The 24,175-nt window shown below is 68.3% G+C and carries 18 protein-coding genes and 1 tRNA gene; 5 read left to right on the forward strand and 14 right to left on the reverse strand.

Going from position 1 to position 24,175, the window contains the following annotated elements:
* Together O9335_RS16180 and O9335_RS16185 are read right to left on the reverse strand one after the other, a co-directional pair.
* A partial coding sequence (locus O9335_RS16180; protein ID WP_298390050.1) for a porin occupies positions 1-851 on the reverse strand: 851 nt, incomplete at its 3' end.
* A gap of 19 nt (positions 852-870) precedes the next feature.
* Positions 871-2,049 (reverse strand): SGNH/GDSL hydrolase family protein, encoded by a 1,179-nt coding sequence (locus O9335_RS16185; RefSeq protein ID WP_298390053.1) that lies wholly within the window; start codon positions 2,047-2,049, stop codon positions 871-873.
* 196 nt (positions 2,050-2,245) lie between these two features.
* On the opposite strand from O9335_RS16185, the gene O9335_RS16190 reads away from it, so the two are divergent.
* Complete coding sequence (locus tag O9335_RS16190; protein ID WP_298390056.1) at positions 2,246-2,548, forward strand: VanZ family protein; 303 nt, start codon at positions 2,246-2,248, stop codon at positions 2,546-2,548.
* Here O9335_RS16190 and fahA read toward each other — a convergent pair.
* Together fahA and hmgA are read right to left on the reverse strand one after the other, a co-directional pair.
* A complete protein-coding gene (fahA, locus tag O9335_RS16195; protein WP_298390059.1) occupies positions 2,523-3,824 on the reverse strand; it encodes a fumarylacetoacetase in 1,302 nt (433 codons plus the stop codon). The two genes, O9335_RS16190 and fahA, sit on opposite strands and share 26 nt — an antisense overlap.
* A 2-nt stretch (positions 3,825-3,826) precedes the next feature.
* Positions 3,827-5,113: a homogentisate 1,2-dioxygenase gene (gene hmgA, locus O9335_RS16200; RefSeq protein WP_298390062.1), complete on the reverse strand. Its 1,287-nt coding sequence runs from the start codon at positions 5,111-5,113 to the stop codon at positions 3,827-3,829.
* 84 nt (positions 5,114-5,197) lie between these two features.
* Between hmgA and O9335_RS16205 the strand changes: the two genes are divergently transcribed.
* On the forward strand, positions 5,198-5,977 hold the full coding sequence (locus O9335_RS16205; RefSeq protein ID WP_298390065.1) for an IclR family transcriptional regulator: 780 nt from the start codon (positions 5,198-5,200) through the stop codon (positions 5,975-5,977).
* Positions 5,978-6,029: 52 nt separating this feature from the next.
* On the opposite strand, the gene O9335_RS16210 is transcribed toward O9335_RS16205, so the two are convergent.
* Together O9335_RS16210 and O9335_RS16215 are read right to left on the reverse strand one after the other, a co-directional pair.
* Positions 6,030-6,770: a SapC family protein gene (locus O9335_RS16210; protein ID WP_298390068.1), complete on the reverse strand. Its 741-nt coding sequence runs from the start codon at positions 6,768-6,770 to the stop codon at positions 6,030-6,032.
* Between the two features lie 26 nt (positions 6,771-6,796).
* Positions 6,797-8,104 (reverse strand): hemolysin family protein, encoded by a 1,308-nt coding sequence (locus tag O9335_RS16215; RefSeq protein WP_298390070.1) that lies wholly within the window; start codon positions 8,102-8,104, stop codon positions 6,797-6,799.
* Between the two features lie 102 nt (positions 8,105-8,206).
* Between O9335_RS16215 and O9335_RS16220 the strand changes: the two genes are divergently transcribed.
* Positions 8,207-9,031: a symmetrical bis(5'-nucleosyl)-tetraphosphatase gene (locus tag O9335_RS16220; protein WP_298390073.1), complete on the forward strand. Its 825-nt coding sequence runs from the start codon at positions 8,207-8,209 to the stop codon at positions 9,029-9,031.
* Positions 9,032-9,192: 161 nt separating this feature from the next.
* Positions 9,193-9,280 (forward strand) — tRNA-Ser (locus tag O9335_RS16225).
* A gap of 14 nt (positions 9,281-9,294) precedes the next feature.
* Here the strand turns inward: O9335_RS16225 and O9335_RS16230 are convergent.
* From O9335_RS16230 to O9335_RS16245, 4 genes are all read right to left on the reverse strand, one after another.
* The gene (locus O9335_RS16230; protein WP_298390076.1) at positions 9,295-11,487 is read right to left on the reverse strand and encodes a hypothetical protein; all 2,193 of its coding nucleotides are present in this window, start codon (positions 11,485-11,487) and stop codon (positions 9,295-9,297) included.
* A gap of 167 nt (positions 11,488-11,654) precedes the next feature.
* Complete coding sequence (locus O9335_RS16235) at positions 11,655-13,169, reverse strand: hypothetical protein (protein ID WP_298390079.1); 1,515 nt, start codon at positions 13,167-13,169, stop codon at positions 11,655-11,657.
* A gap of 122 nt (positions 13,170-13,291) precedes the next feature.
* The gene (locus O9335_RS16240) at positions 13,292-14,269 is read right to left on the reverse strand and encodes a hypothetical protein (protein ID WP_298390081.1); all 978 of its coding nucleotides are present in this window, start codon (positions 14,267-14,269) and stop codon (positions 13,292-13,294) included.
* Positions 14,270-14,363: 94 nt separating this feature from the next.
* A complete protein-coding gene (locus O9335_RS16245) occupies positions 14,364-15,962 on the reverse strand; it encodes a M28 family peptidase (protein ID WP_298390084.1) in 1,599 nt (532 codons plus the stop codon).
* A gap of 252 nt (positions 15,963-16,214) precedes the next feature.
* On the opposite strand from O9335_RS16245, the gene O9335_RS16250 reads away from it, so the two are divergent.
* Entirely contained in the window at positions 16,215-17,471 is a 1,257-nt protein-coding gene (locus tag O9335_RS16250) for a serine hydrolase (protein ID WP_298390086.1), read from the forward strand.
* 379 nt (positions 17,472-17,850) lie between these two features.
* Here O9335_RS16250 and O9335_RS16255 read toward each other — a convergent pair whose 3' ends face one another.
* From O9335_RS16255 to aceF, 4 genes are all read right to left on the reverse strand, one after another.
* On the reverse strand, positions 17,851-20,094 hold the full coding sequence (locus tag O9335_RS16255) for a molybdopterin cofactor-binding domain-containing protein (protein WP_298390089.1): 2,244 nt from the start codon (positions 20,092-20,094) through the stop codon (positions 17,851-17,853).
* Entirely contained in the window at positions 20,091-20,561 is a 471-nt protein-coding gene (locus O9335_RS16260) for a (2Fe-2S)-binding protein (protein ID WP_298390093.1), read from the reverse strand. The genes O9335_RS16255 and O9335_RS16260 overlap by 4 nt, the downstream gene beginning before the upstream one ends.
* 277 nt (positions 20,562-20,838) lie before the next feature.
* The gene (lpdA, locus tag O9335_RS16265; protein ID WP_298390096.1) at positions 20,839-22,653 is read right to left on the reverse strand and encodes a dihydrolipoyl dehydrogenase; all 1,815 of its coding nucleotides are present in this window, start codon (positions 22,651-22,653) and stop codon (positions 20,839-20,841) included.
* A 10-nt stretch (positions 22,654-22,663) separates the two neighbouring features.
* The coding region (gene aceF, locus O9335_RS16270) for a dihydrolipoyllysine-residue acetyltransferase (protein ID WP_298390099.1) at positions 22,664-24,175 on the reverse strand (1,512 nt) is incomplete at its 5' end.

The raw sequence follows: 24,175 nt of genomic DNA on the forward strand, positions 1-24,175 counted from the left end.
TGGGGGCCCAAGATCGAGTTGGCGTCCTTGACCGTCATGTACATGCCGGTGACCTTGTGCTTGCCCATGGCGTAAGAAGCACCAACGATGGTGTTCTCCAGCGCGGTGGCGCCGTCGGAGTTCTTGCGCTGGTTGTAAGCAACACCCACGTCAAACGGCCCGGCAGCGTAGCCTGCGCTCACGCCCAAGAAGCGGCCATTGCCCAAACCGCCTTCACCGGCACCGGCCATCACGTTCAAGCGCATGCCGTCTTTTTCGACCACCCACTGCACGGAGTTGTCGATGCGCACCTCGAGGCCAGTGGGCGCCGCAAACAGGGTCAGAGGGTTGCCCACGTTGCCAGCCATGTTGGGGTCGAACCGGCCGAACGTAGCAAAGGCCGGGCTGTACTGGCGACCCGCCAAGAAGCCGCCCACGGGCGTGACCAAGCCGGCCCACAACTGGCGGTGCCAGAAGCGGTTTTCCAGGCTGGCGTTCAGGTTGGCACCCAGCGTCGGGGCCAAGGCGCCACGGATGGTCAAAGGCACGCCGGCAAACACCCACTCAGGCAGGTTGGTGCCGCTGACGGGGGTCTGTTGGCTTTGGCTGCCGGTGTCGGCGTAAAACTGATGCTCGACCGTGAACATCGCCTTCCAACCGGGGGAAATTTCCTCCGTGCCACGGACGCCGAGACGGGAGCCGACTTGTTGGCCGCTGGAGACGAAGCGACGGGTCGAGTTGCCGGCACCGTCGATGGCCACCACGCCGACGTCGACGATGCCGAACACGTTGACGCTGGAGCCGCTTTGCTGGGCCTGAGCCCCGCAAGCCGTGGCCACGGCGAGCGCCAAGAACGAGAGTTGCTGTTTCATGGTGTTGGAGTTCCTTGCGTTACTTGACCCAGGACTTGGCTTTCAGCGCGTCGTACAACGCGTTGGCGAACAGGCCATGCGCTTTGCGCGAGGGGTGCACGCCGTCCGCGAACAGGGAGTTGTCGGGCGTGACACCGGCCGGCAGAAGGCGCAGGAAGGGGTTGCTGGCACTGGGCGTGGCACCGGTGATGAAGCAGAACGACGAGCTCGAACCCAAGCTGGCGGGGACGTTGCAGATCGGGGCCTGGACATTGACGAACCCTGCCGACGCCGGGTTGGTGTACCAAGCCGACGACAAAGCGCCCGCGTCGAACAGCATCACGGTGCTGCTGGGCGCCGAGAACTCGCGCCGGATGGTGTCGTTGTACGCACCCGCCAAGGCCGTGAGCAAGCCTTGTGTTGATGCACCGCCAGCCACGCCAAACGGCGTTTGAGCGGCGTTCGGGATGGTCATGACCACGATGCGCTTGGCGCCAGCCGCTTCGAGACGACGCACTTGGGCCAAGGTGTCCAGGCCCGCCTGCACCATTTCTGGGCCGTACTTGTTTTGGATCAGCGCGGTGGTTTCCGCCGTGGTCAAGGGACGACCCAGACGCGTGCCCTCCGCCGTGATCTCGTTGCCTGCCGCCGTGGCGTTGAAGAACACGTCGTTGGCACCAGCCCACACCACGACCAAGTCGGTGGCCTGGAAGCTGCCCTTGGCCAGAGCACGGTCGATCTGGGTGCTCACCGGCACGGCGGCCTGAGCCGTGCAAGCGCCGGCCGGGTTGGGGCTGCAACCCACGCCCGGCACTTTGGCCACGCGGGCGCCGCCCTGGGCGTAGTTGGTGGCCTGGGTGCCGGTGTTGAGCGCGTTGGTGGCCACAACAGGGCTGGCGGCTCCGACTTCAAAGCGCTCCGGGGCGATGGTGACGCCCAGGCGAGTGGCCAGGACTTCGTTCCAGATGGCGCCGGGGCTGTCGGTGAACTTGCCCACCAGGTTGGCTGCTGCGGCCGGGACGCCTGCGTTCAGTTGCAAGATCAGCGAGTTACCACGCGAGTAAGCGCCGCCGTCGCTCAAGCTGTCGCCGAACACGATCAAACGTGACGTGTCGTTCGTGGGGGGAGCAGCGATCGGGGCGGGTGCTGGGCCGCTGCCACCACCGCAAGCGGTCAGCGCCGCCAGAGCCAAGGCGCCCAGCGCCAAACGGATCTTCATACACGGTCTCCTGGAGGGGTTGATTGCATTCAAACGCGCGCTCGGTCGGGTTACGCGCCATAACGGAGCGAGCATGCCACAGGGTCAGACGTCAACACGGCACCAACGGGGCGTGTGTGGCGCGATGCCGACGTAGGATGCCCCCGTGAAAACACCAATACCCACCATTTGCCGCGTTTTGTGTGCAGGAATTGCCTTGGTTTTGCTGGGTTTGGCGCTGAGTGCCGCCCCACCAGCCGCGCTGGACACCGGCTGGGACAAGGCGAACCATGCCTTGGCTTTCGCGGTGTTGGGCGCCGTGGCCCACGGCGGTTGGCGCAGCCCGTGGCGCTGGGCGGCGTTGCTGGCCTTTGGCGTGGCGATCGAGGCCCTGCAAGCGCTGACGCCCACGCGCGAACCCAGCGCAGCCGATGTGCTGGCGGACGCCCTGGGGCTGGCGCTGGCCTGGGGCTCGATCGGGGTGTGGCGGGCGCTCAGGCGGCGGGCACCGCAGGACTGACGCGGCCGCTGCAAGCGCCCCAGCCGATGCGCTTGGCGCCCGCCCGCTCGGCGTGCGCGCGAAGGGCGAGTTCGTCGCCATCCTGCAGAAAGATGCGGGTTTGGCCGTCGGACAGCACGATGGCTTGTTTGCCCCCCTGCGTCAGTTCCAGCAGCGACCCAGCCTGTTCGGGCGAAGGGCCCGAGATGGTGCCGGTGCCCAACAAGTCGCCCGGTTGCAGGTTGCAGCCATTGCTGGCGTGGTGCGTGAGCAGTTGGGCAGCGGTCCAGTACAGGTGGCGCGCGTTGCTGGTGGCGATGCGGCTGGGACGGCCACCGGCCGGGGTGAGCCAGACCTCCAGTTGGATGTCCAACCCGCCCTGGCTGCGGTTGGCCGCGCTGTCCAAGTAAGCCAAAGAGGGCGGGTCGCCCTCGGGGCGCTCCTGCGGGCACCGGAACGGAGCGAGCGCTTCCCAGGTGACGATCCAGGGCGACACGGTGCTGGCGAAGTTCTTCGCCAGGAAGGGACCAAGCGGCTGGTATTCCCAGGGCTGGATGTCGCGGGCCGACCAGTCGTTGAGCAGGCCCACGCCGAAGAGGTGTTCGTCGGCCTGCGCCAACGGGATGGGCTCGCCCAGCGCGTTGCCTGGGCCGACCCACAGCGCCAGCTCCAACTCGTGGTCCACGCGCAGGCTGGGCGCGAAGGTGGGCACCTCGTCTTGGGGGCCCTTGCGCTGGCCCCAGGGGCGACGCACCGGCGTGCCGCTGACGACCAAGCTGGACGCCCGGCCGTGGTAGCCGATGGGCACCCACTTGTAGTTGGGCAGCAAGGGGTTGTCGGGACGGAAGAGACGACCCACCGCTTCGGCATGGTGGATGCCGGCGTAAAAGTCGGTGTAGTCGCCGACGCGGGCCGGCAGGCTGTGCTCGACGTCGGCCTGCGGGACGAGGGCCGCTGACAGCCGCGCGGCCTGCGGCGAGCCGGCACGCAGGGCCTCGAACAGGGCATGGCGCAACTGCCGACGCTGCGCCGAGGGACGGGCCATGTGGACGTTGAGATCGCCTTGCGCCAGGGGCTCGAGCAGCACCTGCTCGACGCTGGTCCAGCGGCCCAAGGCCAGCGCGCGGCGCAGGTCGAGCACGGCATCGCCGATGGCCACGCCGATGCGCCATTCCTCGCCGCTGGCGGCGCGGCGGATGCGACCGAAGGGCAGGTTTTGGAGCGGGAAGTCGGTGTCCGGCGCGTTCGCGCTGTCCAGCCAGGCGGTGGCGGTGGGGTCGTGGGTGAAGTCCAGCATGGTCAAGCTTGGGCGGAGGTCAAGGGGGCCCAGCAATCGGCGTAGCGCTCGTCGCGCAGGCCGGGCGTTTGGAGGGCGAAGGCGGTGGGGCGCAGGGTCCAGCGGGTCTCGAACATGAAGGCCAGGGTATCGGTGAGCTTGTGGGGCTTCAAGTCGGCCTCGGAGGCGCCGCGGAAGGCGTCGGCATCGGGGCCGTGGGGCACATAGGCGTTGTGCAAGCTGGCGCCGCCGGGCTTGAAGCCCTCGGGTTTGGCGTCGTACTGACCTGTGATCAGGCCCATGAACTCGCTCATGACGTTGCGGTGGTACCAAGGCGGTCGGAACGTGTGCTCGGCCACCATCCAACGCGGCGGGAAGATGACGAAGTCGACATTGGCCCAGCCGGGGGTGTCGCTGGGCGAGGTGAGCACGGTGAAGATGCTGGGGTCGGCGTGGTCGAAGCTCACGGTGTTGAACACCATGAAGTTCGCGGTGTCGTACTTGCAGGGCACGGCATTGCCGGCCCAAGCGAGCACGTTGAAGGGCGTGTGGGCCTGGGTGCTGGCCCACAAGCGGCCATGCTGGCGCTTGAGGAGTTGGGTGGTGCGGTCGGGCTCGGCGTGGGCGGTGGGCACCAGGAAGTGCCGCGGCTCGGCCAGGCCGTTGGAGCCAATGGGGCCGAGCTCTGGCAGGCGGAACGGGGCGCCATGGTTTTCGCAGACGTAGCCGCGCGACGGCCCTTCGACGTCCACCGCAAAGGCCATGCCGCGCGGCACGAGGGCAATTTCCCCGGGCTGCACCACCATCCGGCCCAGTTCGGTGCGAATCAACAAACGGCCTTGCTGCGGCACGATGAGCATCTCGCCATCGGCGTTGACCAAGGCGCGGTCGGTCATGGAGCGGTCGGCGCTGTACAGGTGCGCTGCCATGCCGCAGTGGGCATCGGGGTCGCCATTGACGACGTAGGTGCGCAGGCCGTCCACGAAGTCGCCCGCCTGAGCAGGCAGCGGCGCCCAGCGGTGGGGCTCGGGCGCCGCGCATTCGCCCTGGGCCGCCCCGCTGCGCCAATGGGGCTGCTCGTAGGGCTGGTAGGACCCTGCCCGCACGGAGGGCAGGCGTCGGTACAGCCAAGTGCGGCGGTTGCCGTCGCGCGGGGCCGTGAAGGCCGCGGCCGAAAACAGCTCGGCGTACAGGCCCAAGGGGCAACGCTGGGGGCTGTTTTGGCCCACCGGCAACGCGCCCGGGAGAGCCTCGCTTTGCAGGTGATTGCCAAAGCCCTGCAGGTAGGTCAGGTCGGTTGGTGATGTCATGCAGCGTCCTCGCAACTCGCCTTCGCGGCGACTTTGTGAAAATTCTGCCATTACAAATGCATTTGTTTAAATAGAATTTTCTGCATGAGCAAAGCACCCCGTGGGATCCAAAGCCTGGAAGTGGGCGGCAGCTTGCTGCGCGCCCTGGTCGACGCAGGGCGCCCCTTGCCCCTGAAGGACTTGGCGGCGCGAGCGGGCATGGGCGCAGCCAAGGCCCACCCCTACTTGGTGAGCTGGAGCCGGGTGGGGCTGGTGGCCCAAGACGAGGGCAGCGGCCGCTACGGCTTGGGACCGATGGCCATGCAACTGGGACTGATCAGCCTGCAGCAACACGACCCGGTGCGCTTGGCCAGCGAGGCGCTGGAGCCCATGGCACTGCAGACGGGATGCACGGTGGCCTTGACGCTGTGGGGCAATGCGGGCCCCACGGTGGTTCGGGTGGCGGAAGCTCCCGCCCCTCTTCACGTGAGCCTGCGGCATGGCACCGTGCTGAACCTGAGGCAAACCGCCTCCGGCCGCGCGATGGCCGCCTACCGGCCGGAACCGGAAGTGGTGGCGCTGTGGGACGCCGAACAAGTCGCCACCGCTCGCGATGCCGCCACTTGGGCGGACTTCCAAACCGAATTGCAGGCCGTGCGCGAGCGGGGGTACGCCCACAGCGACGACGCCCTGATGCCAGGGCTGTCGGCCCTGGCTGTGCCCGGCTGCGATGCATTGGGGGTGGCGCGTTGGGCGCTGGTGGCGGTCGCCCCGGGTCGCCAGTGGCACGACCCGGATGAGCGCGAGCGCGTGGCCCACGCGCTGCAAGCTGGCGCTCAGGGGGTGTGCGAACGCCTGGGATGGCGGCCCTCGGGCCTAGGCTGAGGGCCTTCTTCACAGCAGCAGCCGGGGCATCGCCCGGGCTGCCGCTGGGGCTTCAAGCTTGGTTGCGCTTGGCCACCAGGCGGGACATGTTGCCCAGCGAGACACGGTGCATTTCCATCAAGGCCAGCAAGCCATTGCGGTGGAAGGCCAGCACCTTGTCGTCGGCCAGGGCCATGAGCTTTTCGTGGTTCACGGCCAGGAAGCCGGTGACCTCGATCTTGGCGCCGTCGCTCATCTGCGCTTCGAAGCGCATCTCTTCCAGCAGGCCGGCCGCGTCGATCTCGTTGCAGGCTTGCTGCGTGCGCTCGGACTCGGTCTCGAACGCTTCCAGGAACTTGACCAGGTTTTGCGCGAACTCGGTGGCCTCGCCTTGCTCGCTGAACAGGCGCTCGCCCTGGGTGGTGGACAGGCCCTTCCAGGTGTCGTCCACGCAAACGGCCAGGTTGTCGCTCTGCGCGTCGAGACGGGCCATGCAGAAGGGATAGCGACGCAGGTAAGCCGGGGCGTAGTCGCCCTGCCACTGGCCGTTCTTGATGAAGAGGTTTTCACCTTGCGTCAGGCCCAGCACGGCCAGCGGCGCCACAGGGGCGGGCTTGCCGTCCTTGGCCTCGCCCGTGCGCACGAAGACGATGGGGTACTCGCGGCAGGCATCGACGAACTCGACCACGTTCAGGAACGCGGCATTGAGGTCGGCCGCGTTTTCCAGCGTAGCCGCACCTTGGTCCACACGCAAATCGCGGTGCTGCACGGTGTCCAGGGGCATCATGCTGCGGTACATGGGGGGGAATTTCATCGCGTTCTCTCTCTAAGGGGAATGGGTCAGTGGCCGAGGGACGAGGGGTCGGACGGCAGGCGCGTCACCAGCACCTTGTCCACGCGCTTGCCGTCGAGGTCGACAACTTCAAAGCGCCAGTCCTCCCACTCCACCGCGTCGGCCGTGCGCGGCAAGCGGCCCAGCAGCAGCATGATCATGCCGGCCAGGGTGTTGTAGCGCCCGCGGTCTTCTTCGGGCAGTGCCTTGAGCTCGAGTCGGTCTTTGAGCTCGGGGACGGGAATGAGGCCATCCATGAGCCAACTGCCGTCGGGCCGCTCGGTGGCCCAGGCTTCGCCGTCGCTGGGCGCATTGAACTCTCCGGCGATGGCCTCCAGCAAGTCGCGCACCGCGATCACGCCCTGCACCTCGCCGTACTCGTCCACCACGAAGACCAAGGGCGCGTCACTGGCCCGAAAGTGCTCGAGCAATTCCATGCCGCTCAGGGTTTCGGGCACGAAAACGGGCGGCTCGAGGCTGTCTGCCAGGTTGAGCGGCTGCTGACCCAACAAGCGCTGCAGCAAGCCCTGGGCGGAGACGACGCCCACCACGTCGCTGAGGTTTCCGCGGCACACCGGATAGCGGCTGTAGCCGTGCTCGCGAAGGACGGTCAACACGTCCTCGGCCGTGGCCTCCACGTCGAGCCAGGCGATTTCGGCCCGCGGGATCATCATGGAGCCGATCTGTCGCTCGTCGAGTCGGAACACGTTGCGCACCATCTGGTGCTCGGTTTCCTCGATCACGCCGGCGTCCAGACCCTCTTCCAGGCTGGCGGCGATCTCTTCTTCCGTCACGCTGCGCTGACTTTGGTTGCGCAGCCCCATCAGGCTGAGAGTGGCTTCGGTGCACAAGGTCAGCGTCCGCACAAAGGGGCGCGTGACGGCCGAGATCACGTTCATCGGCTGAGCCACCATGCGGGCGATGAGCTCGGGGTACAACTGCCCCAGGCGCTTGGGCACCAGTTCACCGAACACGATGGTGACGAAGGTGATGGCCACCACCACCAGGCCCGTGGCCGTCAGGCTGGCAGCGCGCTCGCTGAGCGGGACGTGGGCAATCAGCCAAGCCGACAGCGGCTCCGAAAACGCCGCCTCGCCCACGATGCCGTTGAGCACTCCGATCGAGGTGATGCCGATCTGGATGGTGGAAAGGAACTTGGTGGGGTTTTCGTGCAGCGCCAAGGCCTGGGCGGCCCCCGACTCACCGGCCTCGACCATCACCTGCAAGCGAGCCTTGCGGCTGGCGGTGAGGGCCATTTCCGACATGGCGAACCAGCCATTGAGCAGGATGAGAAACAGAAGAAGCGCGGTGTCCATCAAGAAAACGCCGCCTCAAGGGCGGCTTGGCATTCACTGCGCATTGTCTCACCCCACCCCGCGGCACTGCTCAGGGTGCGCCCGAGGCCGGACAATGGCGCGATGGACTGGTTGGTGGGCGACCTGCAAGGCTGCGATGCGGCCCTTCGACGATTGCTGAACACCGTGGGCTTCTCGCCCTCGCGCGATCGACTGTGGCTGCTGGGCGACCTGGTGGGCCGCGGCCCCGACAGCCTGGCCACTTTGCGTTGGGTGCGCGACCTGGATGCACAGGCGGTGCTGGGCAACCACGACTTGAACCTGCTGGTGGTGGCGGCTGGCCACCGGGCCGCCCAGCCCCAGGATCGCCTGGGCGGCCTTCTCAGCGCGCCCGACCGCGACGAGCTCCTGCACTGGCTGGCTCAGCAACCCCTGGTGCGCCGCGTGCACGGCTGGCTCCTGGTGCACGCCGGTCTGCTGCCCGGCTGGACGGGTGAGCAAGCGCTGGCCCTGAGCGACGCCTTGAGCAAGGTGCTGAGCGACCCTGGCCAGCGCGCCACCTTTTTGCCCCAGATGATGGGCAACGAGCCCGCGCTTTGGCACCCGGATTTGCAGGGCGCCGAGCGGCTGCGCTGCTTGGTCAACGCCTTCACCCGGCTGCGCTTTGTCGACCTTCAGGGGCGCATGGATTTCGCCACCAAGGAAGGCAGCGACCGCGCGCCCCCTGGCCTGATGCCCTGGTTCGACCATCCCGAGCGGGCCAGCGCTGGCGAGCCCATCGCCTTTGGCCACTGGAGCACGTTGGGGCTGATCGACCGCCCCACCCTGCTGGCCCTGGACACCGGCTGCGTCTGGGGAGGCTGCCTGAGCGCGGCCCGCATCGACGGTGGCCGACGCGAAATCGTCCAAGTGCGCTGCGACCAGGCCCTGAGGCCCGGCACGGTGTGACAATGCGCGCCCGGTGAAGGCGCTCGATGTCAGAACTGGCGCACAAGCGCCAAAGCAGGCAAGACCGCCCCAGCCGTCTTGCTCAGCACGCGTCAGCGGGCTGGACATCGGGGCCAAGCCCCGATGGCAAAACGGGCTGCCATGATGAATGGAAGATCAGCGGAGGCTTGGGGGAGTGGTTTAACCCAGCAGTCTTGAAAACTGCCGGCCCGCAAGGGCCCGTGAGTTCGAATCTCACAGCCTCCGCCAACAGCACACCCCGCTCATCTTCCCCTGGGCAAGACGCCCCATTCCGGAGACTTTCGCAGGGGGTCGACGACCCCGGTCGCGAAGTTCGGCGCTGACGACAGGCGCTGCCAAGCCGCTGCGGCTCCCGGCGCTCCGTGCTCGACGGCGTAGGCCAGCGCTGGCGTCAGGTTGGACCAATAGCTGCCCACGCTGCCGATGTAGCCGCCTCGCAGGCTGCCGTCGCCCAACTCTTTGCGTGCGCCGGGCTCGACGACGGCCGTTGCCCCCAGTTCGACGGTGGCGGCCCACATCTGTCCCCAGTGGGCGTACCAGGGTCCAACGCCGGTGTCCCAGTTGGATGCGTCCGACGGGGCCACGGCCAGCAGGTAAACACCGGCATCGCGGTACAGGTACTCCTCGGCGCCCACGCCGCCGAAGCGACCGACCACGCTGCGGGACATCCACTCGAACCACTGCACCAGCCGAGCTTGGTCGGCGCCGATGTCGCGGGTGCAATGGCGCAGGTAACCCACGACCGCGGTGCAAAAGTCGAGCATCCAAGGCGCGGCGACAAAGGGGTCGGCCGCCGCCGTGTAGTCGCCCAGCCCGGGCAGGTTGCTCTTCATCACGCCCTGCGGGTGATTGGGTTGGGCCACGTAGCGTTCGTGGTTGAGCCTGACCGTGGCGGCGACCTGGTCGGCGAACTCGGTGGCCAGGGGGTCGTCTTGCGGTGTGACAACCAAGGCTTGGGCCAGGGTGCGAACGCCCCAAGCAAACCCCCGCACTTGCATGAAGGAGGTGGTGCTGAGCGCCCCGCTGCCCTCGCCCCGGAACTGGGGTGATTGGTGCAAGGCGTTGATGGACGCCAGGAACTGGCAGGTTTCGACGTGGTAGCAGCGACCCGTGAGCACCGCGGCCATGAAGCCCATGCTGGGGTGGTGGCTCACCTTGTAGGTCGACGGCACCGTGCCGGTGCCGGAGGTCGAGTAAGGGCCGGTGGTGGCGCCCACATCGCCGATGCCGGCACCAGTGCCAAACACGGCTGCAGGCCACTGCGACAGGCGCGCCGGGCGCTCGGTGTTTTCGTCCCGGAAGTGGATGCCGTAGCGCCCGGCGCGGTAACCCTGCCATTGCACCTGTTTCCACAGGGCTTCGGTGGCGCCAGCGGTCAGGTAGGCGGCGTCCCAGTTGGGCAGCAAGCCGATGGAGGGGTGATAACCGCCGGCCCCCATGCCGGACGGGAACAGGCCCTGCTCCAAGGGCGTGAAGGCTTGCGGCCAACCCGCCAGTGTGCTGGCGTTGAGCGGGGTGGGGTAATGGGGCAAGGCCTGGGTGGCCATCAGGTAAGCCGGCTCGTGGGTGGCCGACACGAACCAGTCGTCGCGCAGCCACCAAGCCACGCGGTCGCCCTCGAGCAGCACGGTACGACACCGGTTGGGCAGATCCAGCCTGCGGCTGAAGCGCGTGCTGCCGCCGAGCACGAAGGCGTACTCGCCGGCTTTGTTGACGGCGTCGGGACGCATGATGTAGCCGTTCTCGACCCAGGGCAGCACCTCGACGTCACCGGTGGACCACAGCCGAACTTCCAGCCACGCCGTGAGGTGGCCGCCGGCGACCAAGGGTTTGCGGTAAAGCCAAGACGACATGAGTGGGCCGGTGACCCAGGTGCGCTCCGGGTTGGACCAGTCGTCGGCCGTCCACACGGCCGTGCCGTGGGAGCCCGCGCGGATCTCGGCGGTGATGCCTGTGGCGCGGAGGTTGGCCAGGGACAGCGCGGCCCCGGCGGGGGCGGTGCCGGTCCGCAAATCGAGCGTGACGCCGCCTGCAGCAGCCGCATTGAGCCGACCGGCGACAAGCACGAAGCGCGCCGAACCATCGGGCCAGCGGGACAGCACGTTCGTCTGCAGCCCATCCAAGCTGGCCCCGGCGGGCACATCACCGGGGCGGAACAGGTGACCGAAGGCGAAGGGGGCGTTGCCAGCCCGGGGCAGACGGACTTGGACGGCAGCGATGCGCGGGATCGTGGGGGCTGGTGGCGGGTTGGACGGTGAGGGCGGGTTGGACGGTGAAGGCGGCGGCGCAGGAGACGGGGGTGGGGCCACGGGCACGGCCTCGGCGCTGCCGCCGCCGCAGGCGCCGAGCGCCGCAGGCAACGCCGATGCGGCCAGGGCCTGCAGGATGCGCCGGCGCGAGCGCATGGGGCTGGGGGATCGGTGGTGGCTGTTCATGTCTGCTCCTGAGCATGCAGCGGTCGCCTCGGGAAGACCGAGTTCGATTCATCATCGCTGGATTCCCGCCTGGGCAGCAGGCGCTGCCCCTCGTTCACACCCCACCCAGACACCGCCCGTCGGGGCGGGAGACCCACTGCGCTGAAAGGTGGGGCGGATGGCCCCGCTCAGCGGCGGCGAAGCCAACCCAAGATGGCGGCCACGGGCAGCACCGATCGGGGACGATAGGCCGTCGCCCACAGTCCCCCATGACAGGCTTGGTCCATCACGAGGTCCAGGGGGTGATCCAAACGGGCCCGCGGGTTGCTGGCGCCGATGTCGCTGCGCAAGTCATGCACCCAAAGCGCCGCCATCATGGCGTTGGTGGTTTCCGGCTCGAAGACCTCGACATCGAAGGCCGCCGCACCCCGGTAGCCCGCCGCCAAGGCGGCATTCTTCAGCACCGACTGAGTGCCGGTGGCCGGAGCCACATTCAGGCTCACCCGATGCCGTTGCCGACGCGCCACCAAAGCGCGCCACAGTTGAAGGCGTTTGGCCACGGCGTAATTCGGCCCTTGCTGGAGCACCAGACTGTCCGTGACACCGATCCGGCGGCCATCCTGCAACTTGAGCAACTCGGGGTAATGCGGCACGAACCAACGCCCACCCGTGATCGCGCGCAACAGGGGATGCAGCCCCGCCCCTGGGCCTTGGCCCGACGCGGCACGGCGCTGGGCCAACTGCGCGGTGGCCTCAGGCACGGGAAAGACGTCCGAGGGCGTGGCCAGGAACGCGACGGAACTCTCCGCCTGGGCGCCAAGGACGGACTGGACCACCATGTCCATGGCGACCGACACGCGCAGGTGCCGCTCGCCATCGGCATAGGCGAACGCGCCCAGGTCCAGGGGACGCTCAAAGCTGCGCAGCCACGCGGCCGCGCGGGGGGCATCGCGCAGCAGGTCCACGCCAGCCTGGCGCGTCCAATCCTTGCCGGCCGGGCCCCGCAGGGGCAGTCGCAAGGTGGCATTGCCCTGGCGGACCACGCTCGCGATGCGGGTCCAAACTTCAGGCTGATCGAGGTCCACGGCCAGGAGGTTGGCGCGCCACTGCACCAGCCAATTCAAGGGCCCGGCTTCACTGCCCGCGCCGAGCAGCGCGATGCAGCGGTCGGACAAATCGAACCACTCGGGATGGCGCGCACAACGCCCCAGGGCCCGGGCGGCGCTGGCCTCCAGCACCCCACCCTCCACCCAACGCAGCAGTTGCTGCAGCAGGGCATCGCCACGCAGCATCTGCCCGCGGTAGGGCAGCCCCCAGGGCTGAACCTGCGACGGCCCTTCGCCCTTGAGCGTCAAGGTGGTCAATGGCCAGCCTTCTGGCGCTGCCATGGCCTCGGCCAGCTTGCGCTCGACGCCGTCGACACCGATCCAAGACAACGCCTCCCAAGCGGCCGCCAAACCGGCCTCGGCGCTGGGCACCACCGCTCGTGGGCGCAGCAGAGCGCCCTCTACCCAGTGCGTGATGGGATGGGGGTATTGCCAGCGCCAGCGCTTCTCGGCGCGGGTGGTCTGGGCCGACGCAAAGGCACCCAGCGCATCCAGCGCACTGGCCAGGATGTGCTGGGCGGCCGCGGTGCTGCTGCGGTGGTCTTCGCCGTCCTGGCGGAACACCAAACCGGGGCTGGAAGCGGGTGCAGTGGGCATGCCAGGGCAAAGGTTCGGGTTTGGGGTCTCGACAGCTTAGTCAGGACGCGCCGCCCGCGTCTCGCAAAGCGAGCCTGGGTGTGCGCTTGTGCTCACGGGGGCACGGGAGGAAGGCCGATCGCTCACTTCAAGCGCACGAAGCCCACGCTCCAGGCCACTGGATCGTCCAGGTTGTTGTCCTGGAACAAGATCGGCTGCCGCTGATTGCCGGTCAGGTCCACGCCCACGCTGCGCAGGTGGTGGTCGGAATTGCCGAACGCGAAGCGAAATCCGCGAAGGCCCACTTTGTCATTGGAATCGGGCAACGTGCCGGCATCGGCCATGCGCGTGGTGCCGGCAACGAGCCCAGCGCCCAAAACCAAAGACGGCGGCACCCAGACGTACTGCACCGTGACGGTGTAGGTGCGCAAGCGCCTCTCGTCGAACTCGGGCAGGGTGCCCGTCAGCCGCGCGCCGAACACCGGCAGGGCCAGCAACTCGCCAAGCGGCAGGGCCGCCAAACCGAGCGATTGCACACCGTCCATGCCCCGGAAATCGGCGCCTTGGTCGTCGACCAGTGCAACCCGGACAGAACGGCTGTCTTCCGCGACTTGGACGGCCACCAGACGCACGTTCGCATCGGTCGCACGGGCGCGCTTGAACTGGAAGCCTTGCAGCAAAGCCACATGACCCGCGGGTCCGGCTGGCAGGTCGATCTTGACGTCGCCGGAGGCGTGGGCCGACACCTCCTGGGTGGCCGAGTACGAGGGCGACTGCAGCCACGTGGCATGGGCGCGAAACGGGTCGTTGGCATCGCGATCCCGCAGGATGAATTCCGCCCGCTGACCTTGGACCAACACCCCCAGGGTGTTGACCTTGTGGTCAGTCCCCATGAAGCCAAACCGAAAACTGGAAAGCACGCCTCGCTCGGCGTGCGGGGATCGCAAGGTGGCCGTTGCTCCCCCTCGACCCAGGACCGGGCCGAGCGTCTCCGCGCTGGCCGGTGTCAAGGGCGTGATCTTGAGGGTCTGGGTGGGTCTCAGCGGCTGATCGAGGCCCTGGGCCCCGGCCATGCCAGACAGGCAGGTCAGTACGATGAAAGCAGCCGTCGCTCGCAGCATGAAGGTCTCCCAAAGGCGTTGGCCCTGTCGTCGTCCATGGCGCCAAGGCGAATGGCGATTCTGAACCAACGGCCTTCGGGGCTAGCGCTGGGCCTCAGCCGGGCACGATGCCGGCCCGCATCTGCGCTGCGGTGGTGCCTTGCAACGCCCACAGCGTGCGGGCGACGTAGCGCGTCACTTTCTCCAGGCTGGGCACGTTCACTTTGTCCAGGGTGTCGGCGATGGTGAGGTAGTACACCGGGTTGGAGATGTGCGCCATCACCGGCACCCCCGCCTTCCAAAGGGCCTTGGAATCGCTGGGGGGGCCGTCGCCAAACTCTTCGGGCGGCACCATCATCGTTCGCCGGTAGTCCTCCGCCTGGATGGCCGACTTCAACGCCGCCTGCAGGTTGGGGTTGCGGCTGGTGTAAATCCAATGCGGCTCGATGCGACCAAGGTCGAGCAGTTGACCGTTGGCGTCGATGTCGAACTCCTGGCAAGGGGTCTCCAGGTGGACATCGAGCACCACTCGGGGCAGCAGGGCCGGGTTGGCCGCCACGAATGCCTCGCAGCCCGCGCTGACCTGCATGTGAGCCGCGTTGAGCAGGAAGACCAACTCGAACGGCCGCTCGGCCGCGGGCACCTTGGACCAGTACGCCGCCTGGGCCAGCACCAGCGCCGTGCCGGCGGCGTCCTCGGTGGCCCCCAGGAAGGGCGCGTCGTGGTGCGAGCCGATCAGCATCACCTGGTCCGTGAGACCCGAAGGCAGGCGGCCGATCACGTTGCGCGACAGGGCTTTCGTTTCGCTGGACACCACGTTGACGCTGGCGCTGGCGCCGCCGCCCGGCCACTGAGCGAGGATCGCCTTGCGCGTGGAGGGGCTCACCCAGACGATGGGAATGTCGCGGTCGTACGGCGCGGCAGAGTGCGCGCCATACACGTAGGGCGTGTCGATGAAATCGTCCAATGCCGCAATCACGGCCAGCGGCTTCTTGAGCAGCAGGCTGGCCAGTGTCTTGCCGGCGTTCGAGGTTTGCGGCCGCGAACTGGGGTGGAGGGTCTTGTTGAGGTCGTTGTCGGGGTCGTAGACCCAGTCGGCGCGGCTTTGCAAGGCGCCAGGGGCGAACCGCGCCATCGGGTAGTCCAGCAGCACCACCTTGCCGGTGACGGGCGTGGTCGCGTCCTGGTAGCGCACCAACTCGCCTTGCCTCAGCGCAGTCTGGCGGCTGGTCACCGTGGGGAAGGCCGGGTAGGTGACGCAGGCGCTGCCGATGCACACCTGCACGCTGCTCTGCCCCTCCACGGTGTCCCAGCGCGTGACCGGCACATCCTGCGTGCTGACCTGCACCCCCATCGACGCCAGGACCGAGGCCGCGAAGCCCGTGGTCAAAGGGTCGGCCGGGTAGCCCGAACGCCGGATGCCGAAGTTGACGATGCTGGTGATCCAGTCGCGCACCTGATCGCTGCTGGGCAGGGCCCCCTGGTGACGCTCAAAACCCCCGGAGGCCGGGGGCGGGCTGGGGGCTGGGGCGGGGGCTGGGGCTGGGGCCGGCGCGGGCGTTGGCGTGGGCATCGGGGCCGGCGTCCCGCCGTCCGAGCCACCGCCGCCGCAGGCCGCCAAGGCGGCCGAACTGGCGGCGCCGATCAGCAGCCGACGGCGCTCGGGTTGCAGCGGCTCTGCGCGGGCTGAAACAGAGGGGCGAATGACGGTCATGGAGCGGCTCATGGGAGGGGTGAATCAGCACCATGATCGAAGGGCGCTGTTGAGCCATGGCGAGTGGGCGGTAAAGAAGCGTGAACGCCGTCGAGCAGCCGGCGCCGCCCGGGCCCAAGGGGCGATTGGGCGCGGCCACGCCGAGGACCAGGGAATGCCACCCCGCCGCGTTCACGCTTCTTTACCGCCCACTCGCCATCCCGACACGGGGTCTTTGGATCATGCCGCCACCCCCTCTTCGCCCCCAGCGCCATGACCCCCACCCGACCCCGACGCTTCGGCAGCCCCTCATCCTTGCAAACCGAGCAGCGTCGGCTGCTGCTGGGCGCCATCGGCGCGGCTGCCCTGACGGCCTGCGGCGGCGGTGGCTCGGACGCCGCGGCACCTGCTCCTGCGCTGGCAGCACCTCCACCGCCGGCTCCAGCGCCACCACCGCCCGCCCCCCCTCCGCCCGCCCCCCTCGTCTGGGCCGCGGTCGATGCTGAATTCGACCGCGCCGCATCGGGCTTCCCCAACGGGTTCACCGTCGAGATCGCAACAACGGCCGGCGTCGTCTACTCGCGCAGCACGGGCGGCTATTCCGCACAAACGCGCAACCCCATTGCGTCGGCCACGAAATGGATCACCGGCACCACCCTCTTGAGGCTGGTGCAACAAGGCGCACTGAAGCTGAGCACCCGCACCGGTGAACTCTTGGTCGATCGCAGCGGCGCGCCATGGAGTGGACCGATCGGCCAGATCACCCTGGCCGACCTGCTGTCGTTCACGAGCGGCTTGGAGGGCGACGTCGACGAAGCCACCGTCACCAACATTTCGCTGGCCGAGGCCGTGCTGCGCATCCACGACAGCCAAACCCGACCGGGCGTGCTGGCGCCGCCCAAGACGCGCTACTGGTACGGCGCCACCCACTTGCGTGTGGCCGGCCGCATGGCGGAAGTGGCCACCGGCAAGCCCTGGCAGCAGCTCTTCGACGCCGCGCTGCGTGCGCCCTTGGGGTGGGAATCCAACTCGATCTACAGCTTGGGCGGCCCCAACCCCGCGCTGGACGGCGGGGACGGCGGCATCCGGTGCACGGGCGAGGAGTACATGCGCTTCTTGGTCATGCAACTGCGCAAGGGGCTCTACAACGGGGTGCGGCTGCTCAGCGAAGACTTGATCGCCGCCCAACGCGCCGACGCCTTCCTGCCCAGCACGGTCATCGCCAAGAGCCCGTACCAGAAGTTCGAACCCGACCCCATGTACCACTACGGCTTGTGCAACTTCCGGGAATGCGGCAACCCCGCCAACGCCAACGCCTGCGACCTCGACCCGCAGCTGCGCCTGTCGAGCCCTGGCGCCCTCGGGTTCGCACCCTGGGTCGACGTGTACGGCAGCTACGCGGCCTGCGTGATGACGCGCCAGCCCCAGCAGGGCAAGACCGAGCCGTCCGAACTGCTCAAGCGCACCTTGGCGCCCTTGATCAGGGCCGCCTTGAGCCTCAACCCAGGGGTGATCCGCCCCCTGCCCTGAGGCTCGCAGCCTTCACTTTCGCGCCGGCGGCAAGTCGGTGCAATTGCCGTGCGCCACCTCGGCCAATGCGTTCGCCCCGCGTGGGGGTGCAGGTGGATGGTTTTGCCGATGGCCAAGACGATCGCGCCCATCCATTCGCCGGGGATGACGTCGGCGGCCACGTGGGCCTCGTGCGCCCCTTTGTGCGCCAGCATGGGCTGGGCGACCCAGTCGCCGTTGACGAAGCTGCGGTCGGTCACAGCCGGGCCGGCCTTCTCGTCGCCGATCTTCTTGATCGCGTGCATCCCTTCCCTCGGATGAATCCGGCGTTCGGCGACTGCGCGCTGGCTACGACCTTGCCGACCCGTGCCCCGGTGTCAGGCGCAGCCCGGCTGCTCGGCTACGCGAGCGACCAGCCAGCGCGCGTCAACGGCAGCCGCGTGACGGGCCTACCGCTGGCGGCCAGCAGCGCATTGGCGATGGCCGGCCCGATCGTCGGTGGCCCCTCCTCGCCAATCCCGGCGGGACCCTCGCCATTGCCCAGCACGACCACCCGCAGCGGCGGCACCTGTGCCGCCGTGACCAGCGGATAGTCGTGAAAGTTGCTCTGCTGCACGCGGCCGTCCTTCAGCGTGATCTCGTTGAACAGGGCCGCCGACAAGCCGAACACGGTGCCACCCATCATCTGCGCTTGCACCGCGTCAGGATTTCCAACCCGACCAGCGTCAATGGCGGCGGTGATGCGCTCCAGCCGGAAGCGGCCGGGCGCTGTCACCGTCAGTTCGACCACGTGGCCGCTGATCGCGTCATTGGCTTCGCTGATCGCGATGCCGCGAAAGCGGCCCGCGGCTGCGGGCTGATCCCAGCCAGCAGCTTCCGCCAGTGCGTCGATGAAGGTCAGTGCGCGCGGCTTGAGCGCCAGCAGTCGACGCCGATACGCGAGCGGATCGAGGCCGCTCGTGCGCGCTGCCAGATCGATGGAGTGCTCGAAGAAGAACGTGTTGTACGAGGCGCCCACCGAGCGCCAGTAGCCGCAGGGCACGCCTACCTCGACGCGCGTCCAGCGCAGGTCCATCGCCGGGATCGCGTAACTGTGCCCGGCCCAGCCCATCGAGGCGGACCAGTCGAGTGCGGGCCGAGGCGGGCCATTCGTCAAGCCGGAGTGATCGAGCAGCGACGGGTTCGCGAGGTCTGCCGCCACGGCGAGCGGTAGACCGTCGTCACCCAGTGCGAGGCGCACGCGTGCTGCCGCGGCTGGCCGGTAGAAGCCAGCAGCCAGATCGGTGTCGCGCGACCAGATCATCTTGACCGGGCGCCCAGCCAGCGCCGGCCCCAGAGCGTGCGCGATGAGCGCCGCCTCCACCGCGTAGTCATGCTCGAGCCGGCGGCCGAACCCGCCTCCGATCCATTGCGTATGGACCGTGACCCGTTCCGTCGGCAGGCCCAGCTTGGCCGCGACTGCGCGCTGGGCGTCGAGAGGGGCTTGTGTCGACATCCAAAGCGTGACGCCCTCGGCGGTCACCTGGGCGGTGCAATTCATCGGTTCCATCGGCGCGTGCGCGACGAAGGGAACGTCAAAGGTGGTGTCCACCACGCGCACCGCCGCGCGCAGCGCCTCCGCCACCGCAGCCCCGTTAAGCCGGGGGTCATACTCGGCAGGGAAGGCCTCACCGCCGCCGAGGGCGACGGCTTGCCTGAGCGAGATACGCAACGCCTCGCTGTCGAGCCCGGCGTTGGGCCCGGTGCGCCAACGCGGCCGCAGCGCTTGCAGCCCCTTGTGTGCAGCCCAATAGCCGTCGGCCACCACGGCCACTGCTGCGCCCAGAGGAACCACCTGCCTGACCCCGGCCACCGCCAGCGCAGGTGCCGGGTCGACATGCTCGAGCGTGCCGCCGAAGGTTGGTGCATGCACAACAGCGGCCGCGAGCAAGCGCGGCGGCGCAACGTCGATACCGAAGATCGCGGCCCCGTTGGTCTTGGCCGCTTGGTCTTTGCGCGGCACGGCGCGGCCCAGCACCTTCCAGTCGCGTGGCGGACGCAGGGCCGGCCGCTCGGGCGGAGTCAGCGCCGCGGCGGACTGCAGCAGCGCGGCATACGGCAAGCGACGTTGGCTTTCTGCATGCCGGACCTCACCGTCTGCGGTCACGCACTGGTTGGCCGGCACACTCCAGCGCTGCGCTGCAGCCGCCACCAGCATCTGGCGCGCTGCCGCACAGACCGGCGCCAGCACGGCATAGCTGACGCGGAAACCAAGGGCGCCGAAGGTCGCATAGTTGTCGATGACGCGATTGAGGAACTCTGGCGCGAGCGGCGCCGGTTGCACGCGCACTGCAGCCATGGCGACGTCGAGTTCCTCGGCCACGATCTGCGCGATCACGCTGGTTGTTCCCTGACCCATCTCCGCCACATTGGTCAGCACGGTGATGCGGCCATCGGAACCGAATTGAAGCCAAGGGCTGAGGGCCGAGCGCGGCGGCGTGGCGGCAGACAAGGACTGAGCCAGCGCGATCGACGGCGTCGTGGGCCCAAGCGTCCACACCCCGGCGGTCAAGGTCGAGACAAGAAGGCGGCGGCGGCCCACATCCACGCCGGTCGCGGCGGCGGGGCTGGAAAGGTCGCCAGGTTCGGCGTGGGCGCGGCTCATGGCCGGCGCGCCGAGGCAAGGGCAGCGGCTGCGGCGTGGATCGCCGACCGCATGCGGGTGTAGGTGCCGCAGCGGCACAAGTTGGTCACCGCTTCATCGATCTGGGTGTCGGACGGTCTCGGGATCTTGGCCAGCAACGCCGCGGCCGCCATCAGCACGCCGGATTGGCAGTAACCACACTGCGCCACCTGGTGTTCGATCCACGCCTTCTGGAGCGCACGCGCCTGCCGCGTGTCGGCGCCCTCAATGGTCGTGACCCGCTTGCCCTTCACAGCGGCCAGCGCGGTCACGCAACTGCGCACAGCCTGCCCATCCACGTGGACCGTGCAAGCGCCGCACAGCGCCGCGCCACAACCGTACTTGGTGCCTGTCAGACCCAGGTCTTCCCGCAGCACCCAAAGCAAGGGAACGTCGGCAGCGCTGGCCACCCGACGTGGCTGGCCATTGACGATCAGCGAACTGGACATGGCTTCACTCCCGTGCAAAAGGTACAGACCCGACCCACAAAGGCTACGGCGTTGACTTGGCGCCGTTTCACCGCGAAGGTCACCTGACAACGCCCCACGGATCGTAGCGACCGCAGCAGCACCGTGCACCGTCGCGCAGAGCGCAGGCGCCCTTGTCGGCCAGGCCATCAACGAAAAGGAAACTCAACCGCATGAGCCGAAGATGGCTGGCGTACGCAAAGCACAAAGCCCGAACCGTTGCCAGTTCGGGCTTTGTCTGGGTAGCTTGGTGGTTGGCCTACTTCCTCGCCGGCGGCAAATCCGTGCAACTGCCGTGCGCCACCTCGGCCGCCATGCCGATGCTTTCGCCCAGCGTGGGGTGCGGGTGGATGGTCTTGCCGATGTCCACCGCGTCGGCGCCCATTTCGATGGCCAAGGCGATCTCGCCAATCATGTCGCCGGCGTGGGTGCCAACGATGCCGCCGCCGACGATGCGGTGCGTTTCGGCGTCGAACAGCAGCTTGGTGAAGCCTTCGTCGCGGCCGTTGGCGATGGCGCGGCCGCTGGCCGTCCAGGGGAACAGGCCCTTCTCGACCTTGATGCCCTCGGCCTTGGCCTGGTCCTCAGTCAGGCCCACCCAAGCCACCTCGGGGTCGGTGTAGGCGACGCTGGGGATGACACGGGCGTTGAAGGCGCTCTTGGCCAGCTTCTCGTCGCCCAGCAACTCGCCGGCGATGACCTCGGCCGCCACGTGCGCCTCGTGCACCGCCTTGTGCGCCAGCATGGGCTGGCCCACCAGGTCGCCAATGGCGAACAGGCTGGGCACTTTGGTGCGCATCTGGATGTCGACGTTGACGAAGCCGCGGTCGGTCACGGCCAAGCCGGCGTTCTCGGCACCGATCTTCTTGCCGTTGGGCGTGCGGCCCACGGCCTGCAGCACCAGGTCGTAGGTGCCTTCGCTCTTGGTGCCGTCCAGGCCCTCGAACTGCACCTTGATGCCTTCAGGCGTGGCCTGGGCGCCAACCGTCTTGGTCTTGAGCATGACCTTGTCGAAGCGCTTGGCGTTCATCTTCTGCCAAACCTTGACCAGGTCGCGGTCGGCGCCTTGCATCAGGCCGTCCATCATTTCCACCACGTCCAGCTTTGCGCCGAGCGTGCTGTAGACCGTGCCCATCTCCAGGCCGATGATGCCGCCGCCGATGACGAGCATCTTCTTCGGGCTGCCGCGCAACTCCAGCGCGCCGGTGCTGTCGACGATGCGCTCGTCGTTGGGCAGGAAGGGCAAGCGAACGGCTTGCGAGCCGGCGGCCAGGATGGCGCGCTTGAAGCGAATGGTTTGCGTCTTGCCGGTGAGCTCTTGGCCGCTGCCGGTGGACTCCTCCACCTTCAGGTGCTGCGCGTCCACCAGGGTGCCCTTGCCGCGCACGACAGTGACCTTGCGCATCTTGGCCATGGCCGACAGGCCGCCGGTGAGCTTGCCCACCACCTTGGCCTTGTGGGCGCGCAACTTGTCCAGGTCCACCGTGGGTGCGCCGAAGCTCACGCCCAGGTCGGCAAAGTGGCTGACCTCGTCCATCACCGCCGCCACGTGCAGCAGGGCCTTGGACGGGATGCAACCCACGTTCAGGCACACGCCGCCCAGGGTGGCGTAGCGCTCGACCAGCACGACCTTGAGGCCCAGGTCGGCCGCGCGGAAGGCGGCCGAGTAGCCGCCGGGGCCGGCGCCGAGCACGAGCACGTCGCATTCCAGGTCCACACCGCCGGTGTACGCGGTGGCCGGCGTTGGCGCCACGGTCGCAGCCACCGCAGGGGCTGACGCTGGCGCGGCCGCAGCAGGTGCCGGCGCCGCGCTGGCCACAGGGGCTGCCGCCGCAGCGACGCCGTCGGCCAAGGCGACGAGGTCGCCTTGGTTGACCTTGTCGCCGATCTTGACCTTGAGCTCTGTGATGGTGCCCGCGGCCGTGGCCGGGATCTCCATCGAGGCCTTGTCGCTCTCGACCGTGATCAGGCTCTGGTCGAGCTTGACGGTGTCGCCCACGGCGACGAGCAGCTCGATGACGCCAACGTCCTTGAAGTCGCCGATGTCGGGGACGCGCAGTTCGATCTGTGCCATGCGGGGCCCCTTACAGCAGCACGCGGCGGAAGTCCGCCAGGATCGCGCTTAAGAATGCGTTGAAGCGCGCAGCGGCGGCGCCGTCGATCACGCGGTGGTCCCAGCTCAAGCTCAGCGGCAGGGTCAGGCGCGGTTCGAAGGCCGAGCCGTTCCACACCGGCTTCATGAAGCTCTTGCACACGCCCAAGATGGCCACTTCGGGCGCATTGATGATGGGCGTGAAGTAGGTGCCCCCAATGCCACCCAGGCTGCTGATGCTGAAGCAGCCACCGCTCATGTCGGCCGGCGCCAGCTTGCCGTCGCGGGCCTTGGCCGCCAGCTCGCTCATCTCTTTGGCGATTTGAGCCACGCCCTTCTGGTCGGCGTCCTTGATGACGGGGACCACGAGGCCGTTGGGCGTGTCGGCCGCGAAGCCGATGTGGAAGTACTTCTTGAGCACCAACTCGTCGCCGTCCAGGCTGGCGTTGAACTCGGGGAACTTCTTGAGCGCGGCCACGCTGGCCTTGATCAGGAAGGCGAGCATCGTGAACTTGGTGCCCGACTTCTCGTGCTCTTTGTTCATGGCCACGCGGAAGGCTTCCAGCTCGGTGATGTCGGCCTCGTCGTGGTTCGTCACGTGCGGGATGACGACCCAGTTGCGGTGCAGGTTGGCGCCGCTGATCTTCTTGATGCGCGACAGGGGCTTGCGCTCGACCGTGCCGAACTTGGCGAAGTCGACCTGAGGCCACGCCAGCACGTTCAGGCCACTGCCTGAACCGCCCGAGGCAGCCGGAGCTTTGGCGGCTTGGGCTTTGGTTTGCGCGCCACCGGCCATGACGGCCTTGACGAAACCGGCCACGTCGTCTTGCGTGATGCGACCCTTGGGACCGGAGCCCTTGAGCTCGTCCAGCGGTACACCCAGTTCGCGGGCGAATTTGCGTACGCTGGGGCTGGCGTGGGGCAGCGCGCCCGCCGAGGCAGCGGTGGGGTTGTGCGCCACCGCAGGGGCTGCAGCAGCGGGAGCTGCCGGTGCGGCCGCGACGGCGGCCGACGGCGCGCTGGCAGCGGGCGCAACAACCGGTGCGGGTGCCACCGCTGGGGCTGCCCCCGCCACGGTCAGCACCAGCACGGCGCTGCCGATGTTGACGACGTCGCCCATCTTGACGCTGAGCGACTGCACCACGCCGGCGTGGCTGCTGGGGATCTCCATCGAGGCCTTGTCGCTCTCGACGGTGATCAGGCTTTGATCGACCGCGACAGTGTCGCCCGGCTTGACGAGCAGTTCGATAACAGCCACGTCTTTGAAGTCACCGATGTCGGGCACCACGACCGTCACCGTGCTGCTGGACGTCGGGGCGGCGGCCGCAGCGGGCGCTGGGGCGGGCGCCGCGACCGGTGCTGCGGCCAACGGCGCTTGGGTCGGCGCCGGCGTCGATGCCGCGGCAGCGGCGCCTTCCAGCTCCAGGATCAGGTCGCCGATGTTCATCGTGTCGCCCAGCTTGACCTTCAGCGACTTGACCACGCCGCCGTGGCTGCTCGGGAT

The organism is Inhella sp. (genome assembly GCF_027532025.1).
In the GTDB taxonomy this organism is placed as follows: domain Bacteria; phylum Pseudomonadota; class Gammaproteobacteria; order Burkholderiales; family Burkholderiaceae_C; genus Inhella.